Here is a 12826-nt window from a genome sequence, read left to right on the forward strand (position 1 = left end):
GTTAGAGTGCCGCCCTGTCACGGCGGAGGTCGACGGTTCGAGTCCGTTCTGGGTCGCCATATGTTTGCTAGCATGGCTCAACGGTAGAGCAGCTGACTTGTAATCAGCAGGTTGTAGGTTCGATTCCTATTGCTAGCTCCAAAAAAAGTCCTAAACATTTGTTTAGGACTTTTTTTTGTGAAAAATTATAAGTAAGGTTATAATATTTTAAGTTTCATGAAAAAAAGTACAAATTACTATAATTTATAGTAATTTGTACTTTTTCTTTATAATAACAAGTAAATCATTTTGATTTACTTAGATTTTTCTTTATTCTTATATCTTCTCCAAAGAATTTGCAAGCAGTAAAATTGCCCAGTAATCTAGAAGTTATTCTCTCGGAATAAGTATTCAATAAATTTTCAAGAGTTAAATTAGTAGAAACTAGCATTTTCTTTTGTTTTAATAACTTTGTGTTAAGTAAATTAAACATCTCCATTTTAGTGAAATCTGAAAGTTGCTCAGTACCTAAATCATCTATAATAAGAAGGTCACAATTTATTAGAAGTTCTTCTAAAGAAGTGTCACCATTAAATCGAACTTCTTTTAAACCCTTTATAAGTTCCTCAGCAGTTCGATATACCACAAAAGAGCCCTTGTCCATTAATTCCTTTGTAATGCAATGAGACAAAAAAGTTTTCCCTGTGCCAGGACCACCATAAAATAATAAATTTTCATCTGAGGTATCAAAATCTTTTAAAAATTTCATAGATTTAGATAAAATCTTTTCTATATTTTTCTTTGGAGACTCTGGTTGAAGATCATTTTTTTTAGAAGGATAGAAGTCTAATTTAAAATTATCAAAATTATGGATTTTTAACATGTTTTTAAGTTCGGAACCAGTGTAATAAACATCTATAACTTTCTGCTTAAAACAAGAGCATTTAGCATTTCCAATAAAACCTGTATCTCTACATTTATCACATTTATAATGTAAATTGAGGTAATCCATATCAAAACCGTTAGATACCAGTAGTTCAGATTTTTTCATTCTTAAATCCATTATTTTTTCCCTTAAAGTGTGCAAGTACTCATCCCTATTATTAATGCTTTTCATGGCACTAATAGATAATTCTATACATAATTTACCTATTTTTTTATCTATTTCAATAATTTCAGGATGAGTCTTTTCTATATGAGCTTTTCTGTTTCTAAAATTAGTTTCTTCTTCGAGTCTTACTTTATCATATAGTGCTAATATTTTTGTTTGATACCCTTTAATCATTATTATCCCATCCTAGTAATTTTTTTTCGAGTTCATCGAAGTCATAGGCTCTTTGTTCATAATCGTTAAAGCTTCCCTTGGCAGGTTTTACACCAGCAGTAGTGGATTTAGTAGTGAGTATACGTTTTTTATCTTTTTTCTCAATATCCTCTAAAGAATTTATACCATCTTTAAACCAACTATTTAAAATGCCATCAATATATTTAAAGTCTGCTCTGTTAAGCCTTGCAAAACATATATCGCAAGCTTTAAATATAACGTCAAGAGAGAATTTATAAACATTTATCCATTTATCTAATATTTGTTCTTGAGGTTTCATTATCTCTGGAGCTTTTATTCCTAGGTAATTTAATATTTTTCTTATATTTATCCATTTATCCTCATGTTTTCTTATATAGGATTGTGCATCTTCAATATTTTTAATATTAGCATCATGCCATGCAATTGCTATGGTTTCTATATATCTATAGTCTACTTTACCTTTTGATACACAATATTGTATTAACAGAAGTATTAACTCAGGGGCAAAATTATAATCCTTTTGCCAACTTAGGTACATCGTCATTTCTTTTGGAGAAAGAGGTCTAGCTATTAGTTTTTCAATATCCTGTAACATACCCTTAACTGAAGCATTGGCTAATTCTTCAATTAAATTTATACTTTGTGTGTTATCAGTTGGAATATCTAATAAATCTAAAAAATCAATATTAAAGTTACCCATATTATCAATGGCAGTCATTTTAATTAGGTTCTCATCATTCCAATAGTTCCAAGCATTAACAACATCTGTTTCTAGAAGCCCTAGTGTATTTGCAATAACGGAAGATGTTGCACCTATTTCTCCACAGGCGCAATACTTTAGCCCAAGAAGATAAACTTTAACGAATTCTCCCCTAGCTCTAGGCATGAACTTATCTATAAAAATATTACTCACAGGAGTATATTTAAAATTTTCATTCTTAAACATGAAAGTACTCATAAAGTCACTACCTTTCTTTTATATTATAAAACTATGATTTTAAATTATTTACAATACCTTAGCTTATAAAAATTATATTATTCAACCTATAGTATACCATATAGCTAAAAAAAGAAATAAAAAATATATTTCATTAATGTATATTATTATAAATAAAGGGCATATTAAGTAAGTGCATGGGAGGTATAAAGTGAATATTTTAAAACAAAACAAAACAACTATATGTGTGATAATCATAACATTTATAGTTACTGCTAATATTTTGTATTTCAATGTTTATAGATTTAGTGGTTATAAAGTTTCAATTGGAGGCAACACCATAACTTTTGTAAAAACTAAAAAGGAATTTAATAAGATATATAGTGAATTGCAAAGCGAAATTAGATCTAAATATGGAAATGTAATTATAAAACAGGATTTTACTTTAGATAATGAACGAGTAGTTGATTATGATGTGTTTCTGAGTGGAGAGAACCTTAAAGGAGTAATGTTAAAAAAGTTCAATATAGTAGCAGAAGTACTTTTAATGAAAGCTGATGATAGAAAATTAGCATATGTGGCAAGTGAAAAGGTGGGAAAACAAATTTTAAATTCCGTAAAAGACTATTATTCTAAGAAAACTGCGATGGATAGTATTAGAAATATAGAGATAGAAAATAAAATTAGTTATGAGCCTGCTAAAATTAAATTAGGAGACCTAAGTGGAAGCGATGAGGTTATAAGCGCGTTAATAAAATATAATGATAGTGCTAAAAAGCCACTTATAACCGTAAAAGTAGTAGGTGGTACAATAAAAGAACATAAAATATACCCTAGTACAATTACGAAATCTTCGAATGAATTAAAAGCGGGTGTCAGTAAGGTTCAAAAGGAAGGCATAGAAGGAACAAAAAAAGTTACTACTGAGATAATAGTACTCAATAATAATATTGTTTCTGAAAAGGTATTAAAAGAAGAGGTTATAGCTAAAGTTCAAAATAAAGAAATATTAGTAGGAAGCTATAACTCAACAAGTCTTACGGCCACTAATATAATCAGTCCATCAAGAGGTAGTATAAGTTCAAATTTTGGTATGCGTTGGGGAAAAATGCATAAAGGAGTTGATATTGCAGCAAATTTAGGGACGACAATAAATGCCGCATTAGATGGTACCGTAACTTTTGCTGGCATTCAGGATGGATATGGCAAGGTAATAAAGCTTTCCCATTCTGGGGGTATGGAAACTACATATGCACATTGTAGTGTTATAAATGTAAAAATAGGTGAAAATATAAAACAAGGTGAAAAAATAGGAGAAGTGGGAAGTACCGGGAATAGCACAGGACCTCATCTACATTTTGAAGTTAGAGTAAATGGAGAGCCTCAAAATCCTGAAAAATACGTACGGTAAAATAAATCCATGAATAAAATTATAACAAAAGTAAAAAATACATTATAAAGGAGTGATTTTATGCCATATAAAGAAATGAAAACACCTGCAAAGGAAAAAGACAATAAACCTAAAAAACCAGATACTATTGAAGCATCTGATATGAAGAAGAAAAAACGCAAGTCGGAAGTAAGAGTTGATGAGCAATAAATTCATCAATTAAAATTAATATTTAAATAAATGAAATAGCGATAACAATAATATAAAAGTTGTTATCGCTACTTCATTTTTTACCAATAAACAAATCAAATTAAATTTCAAATAAATAGGTACAATAAATATAAATAATGGTATAATATACTTATATTTACATAATAAATAATAATTTTATTTAAGTTTGTATTAAGGCCTTTTAAAAAATATATTATAATACAAAAATTATTATTATATAGGGAGATTAAAATAATGGGTTTAAGTGAAGAAATTACATTTAATGAATATGAACTGTTACCTATTCCAATAATATGTTTTAATAAACATATTAAAATTAATTACTTGAATAGTGAAGCAAAAAAAATACTTGCAAAGATAAATACATTGGAATTTAGCGTTAATAATGAAAATAAATTTGCCATACCAATATGGCTTAATATAAAGACTGAGGAGTTTATTAGAAGTGGCTATAATCAACAGAAACAAGTTAGAAAAATTGAAATTGGTGAAATGACTTGCTTTTTTCAATTAATTTTTAACAAAATATTTGATAAAGACAATAATTGTAATGAAATAAGAGTAATTATTAATGATATAAGTGAGTACTTAGTATCAAAAGATGAAATGCAAAAAAAAATACAAGAAATGAAAAATTCTTTTGAAGAACAATTAGTGAAACTTGAGAAAATAAATTCTTTGAGCATTCTTGCAGCTGGGATTGCTCATGATTTTAATAATATATTAACTATAATATTAGGGAATATCTTTATTATAAAATCATATTTTAATATAAGTACTAATAAAATATCTAATAATATTCATAAGAAATTTTCACAAATAGAAAAATTAACAATTCAAGCAAAGGATCTTAATCAACAATTAATGAATTTTTCAAAAGAGGGTATACCAATTAAAAAAAATATAAACATAAAAACTTTAATTAAGAACACCGCTAATATGGTATTAAGCGGCTCTAATAATACATGCAAATTTTTAATAGCATCGGATTTATGGCACGTAGAAGTGGATGAAGGTCAAATACGCCAAGTTATTAATAATTTATTAATAAATGCAATCCAAGCCATGGCAAAGGGAGAAGCTATTGAAGTAAGTGCTACAAATATAAACATAATTGAAAACAATAAAAATAATATAAAGCAAGGAAGATACGTAATGATTAAAATAAGAGATAAAGGGAAGGGTGTGCCTAAAGAAAATATAGATAGAATATTTGAACCATACTTTACTACAAAGGAGAATGGTACAGGACTAGGGCTTGCAGCTAGTTATTCAATAATTACTAAGCATAATGGATATATATTCGTAGAATCTGAGGAATTAGTCGGTACAAGCTTTTACATTTATTTAGTTGCTTCAGAGCCACAAGTAATTATAAATCGTGTTAAACATGAAAAAGTACTAAAAGGCACTGGTAAAGTATTGGTAATGGATGATAATAAAAATATTAGAGAAATTAACAAGCTTATGCTTATGGAACTAGGATACCAGGTAGAACTAGCAAAAAATGGAGAGGAGGCAATTGAAGCTTATAAAAATTCAATGACAAAGAACAACACTTTTGATGCTGTAATGATAGACCTTACAATACGTGGAGGCATGGGTGGAAAAGAAACCATTGTAAGGCTTTTAGAGCTTGATATAAATGTACATGCAATAGTAGTAAGTGGATATAGTAGTGACGGTGTAATGGATGATTGTAGAGCTTATGGGTTTATGGATTGTATTAAAAAACCTTATACTTTAGAACAATTAGCTGGTGTGCTTCATAAAGTTGTAAAGAAAACAAAATAATAATTATAATAAAAACGAATAAAAATTATCTCTTTTAGAAACGTAATCGTCTGAGTTTAATATATCTAAATAAATTAGTAGGTATATAAGTATTTGTATATGGATAGCCTAATATCTAAAAGGAGACTTGGATTTTGAGACGTATTAAAGGGAGAGAATTAGTTAAAGAAGAATCTGATAAATTTGTGAATGGTTTAGATAAGTATGTTAAAACAGAAGGCATAGATAGTAAGCTTGTAAATATACCTACAATAGTTACAGGACTTAATGAGAATGGAGGTATAATACAACAAGAAATTGAACCCTATGCATATGAGGTAATTGATCAAAATAGTGGGTTTATAGATTAGTATTTCCTAGATTCATACAGCATACAATTAAAGGTATTAATCACCGTACTTAGTTGTATGCTTTATTTTGGTGTAAATTTTACGCAAGGGAAGCCCGTGGACTGTTTTACTAGTAAGCTTGGAAAATTCAAAGATTTAAAACCATAAAATTTACAACCTTTAGGAAAAGAAGCATCCCAAGTAATATAGTAATACTTGCATTTATAACAATTTATTTTTTCGTTTACCATAAAAACTCCTTTAAGAAAATAAAATATAATAACGTTAGTCTAATGATAGCATGATTTAAGGTATAAAAAAATAGATATAGTTTATTTAAAACCATATCTATCTAAAAATTAAAAACTTAACCGCCGAGAGTTACATCTTGGTCATTATACCAATTTAAAGCCTTTGATAAGTGTTCTGGTTTAAAATCAGGCCACAGGTCATCTATAACATAAAAGTCAGAATATATGGATTGTAACGGCAGAAACCCGCTAAGACGCCTTCTTCCACCCCAACGAACAATCAAATCTACTCTAGAAATATCATTGGTTTTTATACAATTAAATATATTACTTCTTTTGCTGCTTTTATTTTTGTCAAGATTACTTAAATCCCATTCCCAACCGTAATTCACGAGAAAGTTTAGCTTTATACCGCCCTTTCCAAAGGTTCTACGGGAAGTGTATGGAAGTAGTTCTTTAGGAAACATAGGTGAGTCACTATTTCCAACTACTAATAAATCAGCATCCTGGGTACTTAAAAGCTTTACTGCATCTACACAAGCTTTAACAAAAGCTTCTCTTTGCAAGGGTGGCCTTTTTGTGTTGTCAGTAGTAAACCCATAATAAGTTATTTCTTTTACACCCACATCTTTACAAATTTTATACAAAGACAAACCGGGGTCTAGCCCAAAGGAATATCCTTTATCTTTTGATAGCCCATTGCCCACAGACCATCTTCTATTTCCGTCGGGTATTATTCCAATATGATTTGGCACTCTCATTTTATCACCCTTTACTTGTGAATTTTTATAACTTATAAATGATAGTATCTCCATTATTGCTATATTAATCCACATTTTTTATTTAAATTTTTTTATGTATCCACACTTTCTGCATAATTCTTCAACCGCTTCTCTTCTGGAAAAACCATCTATAATGTTATTAGCCCTTTTGCTGGAAGCTATTTCAGAAAAAGGAGTTTTATGAATGTTACCTAGGTTAATTACACCTTCTCCGTCAAGGCAGCAAGGTACTACTGTGCCATCTACTAATATGGCTACTTGGTTTCTAAGACCATAACAAAAACAAGGGTTATAGTCTTCTTCTACTTTTAGATCTGGCCACTGAAATTCATGATCTTGGTTTAAATAAACTTTATTACAAAGTTTAATACCCCGGCCGGGATGTATTTCTTCTTCAATTTTATATGTTAACTCGAAGGCATTTTCAATTACAGAAAGCAATTCGCTATTTTTCTTATTTTTGTGATTTGTGTTATTATCCACATCTAGATTCCATAATCTTAGGGAAAATAGAGTATCTGTTGTATTTATAGCTTCTTTTACAAAAGAAATAATATTATTAACATATTCATTTTTATCAGAAACAACGTCATTGCCATCAAAGCTATGCAGGGAAAAATTAATTTGTCTAAGTGAGGGCTTTAAAATTATTTTGTCCTTAACTTTTTTTATAAGTGTACCATTGGTAGTTATATTAACCTTAAAACCTTTTTCATAACTTAAATCCAAAAATTCATCTAATTTCGGATGTAGAAGGGGCTCTCCTTTAACATGAAAATATATATAATCTGTATGAGGTTTTATTTGATCTAATATTTTCCTGAAAGTTTCTATACTCATGAATTCAGGAACTCTAAGTGTCTTAGGGCAAAAGCTACAGGAAAGATTACATACATTTGTAATTTCTATATAAAATTTTTTAAATTTTTTCATTTTGAATACTCCAATCATAACTACTTTTATTTCTTTAATACATATAGATTGTAGCATATAAAAAATATGATAACACATGTTTTAATATTTATGATGCCCTAAATTTATAAATGAATAATATTTTTATATGAGGCTAAAAATATATTTATAGTTAAAAAGGAGGAAAATATTATGGCGTTATTAGGAAATCCATTTGTTGCAAATCTTCCAAGGCAAATGTCAAAGGAAGAGCTAGCTCAAGCAATTCGTGTGGACATTGCTGGAGAACTTGAAGCTATCATAGGTTATGAAGCTCATGTAATGGCTACAACTGATGAAAGGGTAAAAAAAGTATTAGGGCATATAGCGGATGAAGAAAGAAGGCATGTTGGCGAACTTGAAGAAGTTTTATATATGTTATCGACAAAGGATGCTCAATTTATTGAGGAGGGTAAACAGAAAATTAAAGATCAGAAGTCTCAAAATTTTCAAAAGCCAATGCAGTAATATTAAATTTATAAATGAACATTAGTTTTTTGCCATCCTTTTGGGTGGCATTTTATATTATTACTAAAAATATGGCTTATGCAAAAGGTATACAGAATTCAGAACATAAAAAGGATTAACTTCATATTATATACAGTATATTTATGTTATGGAGGGAAAATTTTGAAAAAACTAAATCCCGAGAAGTTATACGTTACTTTTGGAAAGGGAACAGGTGAAACAAAACCTATTATACCAAGAAAACATACCCTAACTCATTCAGATATTACAGGGGAATTATTTTTGACTATTGCAGAAAAATATGATTATGAAAAAATAAGTGACATGAGGGATGAAGTGCTGGCAGAATGGGTTTTTATTAATAATGAGTATGCCCTTATGGTTAATGTTATGGTAGATAAAGAAAAGAACCTAGTAATGTCAGCAGTGCGAAATAGCATTTTTGTTAAAGAATTACCGCTGGCATTACAGGCAATTAGATATGGCGACAGAGAATTTTTCGTAGAAAATTTTACTCTAGACAAAGCTCCTATTTATGTAAAATTTAATTCGATTTATCCACTATTTAATCGCCAGGAACTATGGGGCACGCCTTCGGATTATAAGTAAAAAATCTTAATTAAGCATCCAGATAGTGTAATTTAAAACTCCAGCAAATGATACCCAAGCTATATAAGGAACCATAAGATAACCTACAGTTTTATCTATTCTATAAAACTCAAAAGTAGTTAAAAGAATGAATACTAATAATACAAGAAGTTCTAAGAAAGCTAATGCATACAGTCTGTATCTGAAAAATATAATGGACCAAAGAAAGTTTAAGAATAACTGAATACCATATAAAGTGAGTGCTTTGGATACATCCACTCCTGATTTACCTCTCATCCAAATTCTATAAGCCGAAACAGCCATTAAAAAGAATAGAACTGTCCATACTACAGGGAAAACCCACCCTGGAGGAGAAAAAGATGGTTTATTAAAATTTTCATAGGCATTAGTAGGACTCATACTTAAAAACCCACTTAATAAACCTATACCCTGTGCTAATAAAATGCTAATTAATAGAGCAATAATGTTTTTTTTACCGTTTACCTTAAAAATATTAAACATAAAACATCTTCCTTTCTATGATTATTTTTAATAGGGACGTTTGAGCAGATAAAAAAGCTTCTAAATAAGTATACTTATTTAGAAGCTTTTTTATACTATTTTTTCCACCGTTTTAATTTGCGAGTATTTTTTGTTAAAAAATATGCCATAATTTTAGGGATTTTCATTGCTACTATTTGTTCAGTTACTAGTGTCCTCATTTCATTTACAGTAATATCAGGCAAAGTAAATTCACCATTTTTATAACAATGACTGCAATATATTTCACTTAAACTTCCATCAACTTCAGTTCCTGCACCTTTTTCATCCTTATATATAGGCATTCCACAACTTTGACAATTAGTATCTTTACTATTCATAAATAACACCCCATATCCAATAATTTTTTTAATTCACTTTAATGCTATACATTAAACCATCCTTTGCGTTTAAACCATAAAAACATTTCTACTGCAATAATAGCCATAATTAGTAAAACTACAAAATAACCGTATTTAAAGGTAAGTTCAGGTATATTTTTAAAATTCATACCATAAACGCCGGCTATAAACGTTAGTGGTATAAAGATACTTGTTATAACAGTTAAAACCATCATATGTCGATTCATACGAGTTGAATTTATGGATAAATAATTATCACGCATATCAGACGTCATTTCCCTATTAGAATCGACCATATACGAAAGTTTAATTAAGTGATCATGAATATCAGAAAAGTATAATTTGTGTTCATGAAACCCTTCAAGTCGCTGCGAGTTTAATATTCTATATAATAAATCACGCATAGAAGTTACTATTCTTCGGAGCTTTAATAAGTCGCTTCTCATCCCAAAAACTTCATCAAGTAAGTCTTTAGTTGGCTTTCCTTCAACATTATTTTCGATTTCAGATAATTTGTTTTCAATTTTATTAATAGCCGGAAAGAAGCCATCAACGATTTCATCTAATACTTGATGGGCAATAAAAGAAGGGCCTTTATCCCAATTTTTTTTAGTTGTTTTTGCCCTTGTCCATGCTTCATCTAATTCATTTAACTTCGTGCTATGAAAAGATACGATGTAATTATTGCCTACAAAAAGAGAAACTTCTACAGGATTTAAAGTATCTTTAGTTAAAGCATTAAGCACAAAATAATTATATTTATCATAATAATCCAGCTTTGGGGTATTAAATGAAAACACACAATCGTCTATGGACAAGTGGTGAAAATGAAAATAAGTGTCTAGTAAGGATATTTCTTCTTCATTGGGATTGTTAAAATCCATCCAGTACCATAGGATGTTTTCTGTTGATAAATCTTTTAAAGGTAAATCATAGATTGCATTTAAATCTTTTGTAATGGCTATGATACGAATCAAGTCAACTCATCCTTTCTAAAGAAATTTGTATTTTTAATACAACTATAATTATCTATTATAACAATTTAATTATAATACAAATATTACTTATAACAATACAAATATTAAATTAATAAATATTTTTTTCCATATTGCAAATACTTAAAGGTATAAAAACATAAAATTATTTTATAAAAAACTTATAACAGTTATAAAATATTTTTATCTTGACATATAATATAGAAAAATATATACTTTGATTATCAAACTATTTGAAAATCAAAGTAAAGGGAGAGGATAATTATGAAGTTACCTCCTTTAAAAATTGGAGAATTAATAGCAAGGGTACCTATAATTCAAGGTGGTATGGGAGTAGGGGTGTCACTCTCAGGTCTTGCAGCAGCTGTTGCAAATGAAGGCGGAATTGGGATAATATCTACTGCTCAAATTGGGTATAGAGAAGAAGACTTTAGAACTAATACAAGGGAATCAAACAAAAGGGCACTTAGAAATGAAATACGATGTGCTAGAAATCTCAGCCCTAAAGGTGTTATTGGGATAAATATTATGGTGGCTATGAATAATTATGAAGAAATAACAAGGATTGCTTTAGAAGAAGGAATAGACTTAATAATATCTGGTGCAGGTCTTCCACTTGATTTACCTAAAATAGCTAAAGGATACAAAGCAAAACTCGCACCTATAGTATCATCAGCAAAGGCAATTACAATTATATCGAAGATGTGGGATAAGAAAAATAATTGTGCACCAGATTTAGTAATTGTTGAAGGTCCTAAAGCGGGGGGACATCTTGGGTTCTCTATGGAATCACTTGTAGAAAATACAGCTCAGGATTTAAAGGAAATAGTAAAAGAAGTTATCGAAGCAATTAAGCCTTTTGAAGAAAAGTATAATAAAAAAATCCCTGTAGTAGCTGCTGGGGGAATTTATACTGGAGAAGATATTGCAGAATTTATAAAACTAGGTGCTGCAGGGGTACAAATGGCTACTAGGTTTGTTGCTACAGATGAATGCGACGCTAGCTTAGATTATAAACTGGCATATATAAACTCAAAAAAAGAAGATATAAAATTAGTTAAAAGTCCTGTAGGTATGCCTGGAAGAGCTCTTGATAATAAATTTATGAAGATAGTGGAGGAAAGTGGTTGCAAGGTAGAAAAATGCTCGTTATGTATAAAAAAATGCAATCCAAAACAAACGCCTTATTGTATTACGGAAGCATTAATACAAGCAGTAAGAGGTAATTTAGATAAAGGACTTATTTTCGTTGGAACTAATGCTTATAAGGTTGATAAGATTACTTCTGTTAAGGAATTAATGAATGAGCTGATTACAAATGCAGAACTCCATTTTTAAATTTCGATACAGACATATAAATACTATTTAACATAAATTTGTTAAATATATTGACAAACAACTATTGCATGGATATACTTTGATTATCAAAGCATATAAAAAATTAGAGTATGAGAAATGGAGATAAATATGAGTAAATCTGTTGTAGTTGTGAATGAACTACTAGTAGAGACATTTAATGATATATTGCAAATAGAGCAGAAAGCACTTAAAGAAGGTGTACTTAATGATCTATCAATAACAGAAATTCATACTATTGATGCAATAGGAATGTACCAATATAGAACTATGACAGAAGTATCCCAAGAACTTAAAATAACTTTAGGAACTCTTACTACAGCTATTAATAAACTTTTAAAAAAAGGGTATGTAGATAGAAAAAGAGGAGAAGAAGATAGAAGGTCAGTAATGATTGCTCTTACTAGAAAAGGAAAGTTAGCCTACAGAATACATGATAAATTTCATTCTGACATGGTGCACGCAACTATAGATGGGCTTAATGATAAAGAAGAAGAGATACTTATAAAATCTCTTGAAAAATTAAATTGTTTCTTTAAAGAAAATTATAAGTTAGAAAATTAATGA

General features: G+C 29.3%; 15 protein-coding genes and 1 tRNA gene. 9 read left to right on the forward strand and 7 right to left on the reverse strand.

The genetic code is table 11. The annotated features are described in order from the left end of the window. The first annotated feature begins 66 nt into the window (after window positions 1-66). A tRNA-Thr gene (locus tag JJD95_RS06660) sits at window positions 67-141 on the forward strand. 142 nt (window positions 142-283) lie between these two features. Here JJD95_RS06660 and JJD95_RS06665 read toward each other — a convergent pair. Together JJD95_RS06665 and JJD95_RS06670 are read right to left on the reverse strand one after the other, a co-directional pair. Beyond that, entirely contained in the window at window positions 284-1264 is a 981-nt protein-coding gene (locus JJD95_RS06665) for an ATP-binding protein (protein WP_291641587.1), read from the reverse strand. Further along, window positions 1257-2243, reverse strand: coding sequence for a DnaD domain protein (locus JJD95_RS06670; protein ID WP_291641588.1), 987 nt, complete (start codon window positions 2241-2243; stop codon window positions 1257-1259). The genes JJD95_RS06665 and JJD95_RS06670 overlap by 8 nt, the downstream gene beginning before the upstream one ends. A 190-nt stretch (window positions 2244-2433) precedes the next feature. Between JJD95_RS06670 and JJD95_RS06675 the strand changes: the two genes are divergently transcribed. From JJD95_RS06675 to JJD95_RS06690, 4 genes are all read left to right on the forward strand, one after another. Further along, window positions 2434-3633, forward strand: coding sequence for a peptidoglycan DD-metalloendopeptidase family protein (locus JJD95_RS06675; RefSeq protein ID WP_291641589.1), 1200 nt, complete (start codon window positions 2434-2436; stop codon window positions 3631-3633). A gap of 60 nt (window positions 3634-3693) precedes the next feature. Beyond that, window positions 3694-3822 (forward strand): hypothetical protein, encoded by a 129-nt coding sequence (locus JJD95_RS06680; protein WP_291641591.1) that lies wholly within the window; start codon window positions 3694-3696, stop codon window positions 3820-3822. A 255-nt stretch (window positions 3823-4077) separates the two neighbouring features. Next, window positions 4078-5637, forward strand: a complete 1560-nt coding sequence (locus JJD95_RS06685; protein WP_291641593.1) for an ATP-binding protein — start codon at window positions 4078-4080, stop codon at window positions 5635-5637. A 134-nt stretch (window positions 5638-5771) separates the two neighbouring features. Further along, window positions 5772-5987 carry a hypothetical protein gene (locus tag JJD95_RS06690; protein WP_291641595.1) on the forward strand — a complete coding sequence of 72 codons (216 nt, stop codon included), beginning with the start codon at window positions 5772-5774 and terminating at the stop codon, window positions 5985-5987. 346 nt (window positions 5988-6333) lie between these two features. Here the strand turns inward: JJD95_RS06690 and JJD95_RS06700 are convergent, their stop codons facing one another. Together JJD95_RS06700 and JJD95_RS06705 are read right to left on the reverse strand one after the other, a co-directional pair. Next, complete coding sequence (locus JJD95_RS06700) at window positions 6334-6978, reverse strand: undecaprenyl diphosphate synthase family protein (protein ID WP_291641665.1); 645 nt, start codon at window positions 6976-6978, stop codon at window positions 6334-6336. Window positions 6979-7056: 78 nt separating this feature from the next. Then, a complete protein-coding gene (locus JJD95_RS06705) occupies window positions 7057-7932 on the reverse strand; it encodes an SPASM domain-containing protein (protein ID WP_291641598.1) in 876 nt (291 codons plus the stop codon). A gap of 171 nt (window positions 7933-8103) precedes the next feature. Here JJD95_RS06705 and JJD95_RS06710 point away from each other — a divergent pair, with 171 nt between their 5' ends. Together JJD95_RS06710 and JJD95_RS06715 are read left to right on the forward strand one after the other, a co-directional pair. Beyond that, entirely contained in the window at window positions 8104-8418 is a 315-nt protein-coding gene (locus JJD95_RS06710) for a demethoxyubiquinone hydroxylase family protein (protein ID WP_291641600.1), read from the forward strand. A 162-nt stretch (window positions 8419-8580) separates the two neighbouring features. Further along, window positions 8581-9027 carry a staygreen family protein gene (locus JJD95_RS06715; protein WP_291641602.1) on the forward strand — a complete coding sequence of 149 codons (447 nt, stop codon included), beginning with the start codon at window positions 8581-8583 and terminating at the stop codon, window positions 9025-9027. Between the two features lie 6 nt (window positions 9028-9033). Here the strand turns inward: JJD95_RS06715 and JJD95_RS06720 are convergent, their stop codons facing one another. The 3 genes from JJD95_RS06720 to corA all read right to left on the reverse strand — a co-directional run bounded on the left by JJD95_RS06720 (window position 9034) and on the right by corA (window position 10885). After that, window positions 9034-9528 carry a TspO/MBR family protein gene (locus JJD95_RS06720; protein WP_291641604.1) on the reverse strand — a complete coding sequence of 165 codons (495 nt, stop codon included), beginning with the start codon at window positions 9526-9528 and terminating at the stop codon, window positions 9034-9036. Window positions 9529-9623: 95 nt separating this feature from the next. Next, window positions 9624-9887 (reverse strand): zinc ribbon domain-containing protein, encoded by a 264-nt coding sequence (locus JJD95_RS06725; RefSeq protein WP_291641607.1) that lies wholly within the window; start codon window positions 9885-9887, stop codon window positions 9624-9626. A gap of 44 nt (window positions 9888-9931) precedes the next feature. Continuing rightward, the gene (gene corA, locus JJD95_RS06730) at window positions 9932-10885 is read right to left on the reverse strand and encodes a magnesium/cobalt transporter CorA (protein ID WP_291641609.1); all 954 of its coding nucleotides are present in this window, start codon (window positions 10883-10885) and stop codon (window positions 9932-9934) included. Window positions 10886-11167: 282 nt separating this feature from the next. On the opposite strand from corA, the gene JJD95_RS06735 reads away from it, so the two are divergent. Continuing rightward, complete coding sequence (locus JJD95_RS06735; protein ID WP_291641611.1) at window positions 11168-12241, forward strand: nitronate monooxygenase family protein; 1074 nt, start codon at window positions 11168-11170, stop codon at window positions 12239-12241. 129 nt (window positions 12242-12370) lie between these two features. After that, a complete protein-coding gene (locus JJD95_RS06740) occupies window positions 12371-12823 on the forward strand; it encodes a MarR family transcriptional regulator (RefSeq protein ID WP_291641613.1) in 453 nt (150 codons plus the stop codon). Window positions 12824-12826 lie beyond the last annotated feature (3 nt).

Origin of the sequence: Clostridium sp. (assembly GCF_016650035.1) — a bacterium.
Taxonomy (GTDB): Bacteria; Bacillota; Clostridia; order Clostridiales; family Clostridiaceae; genus Clostridium_AD.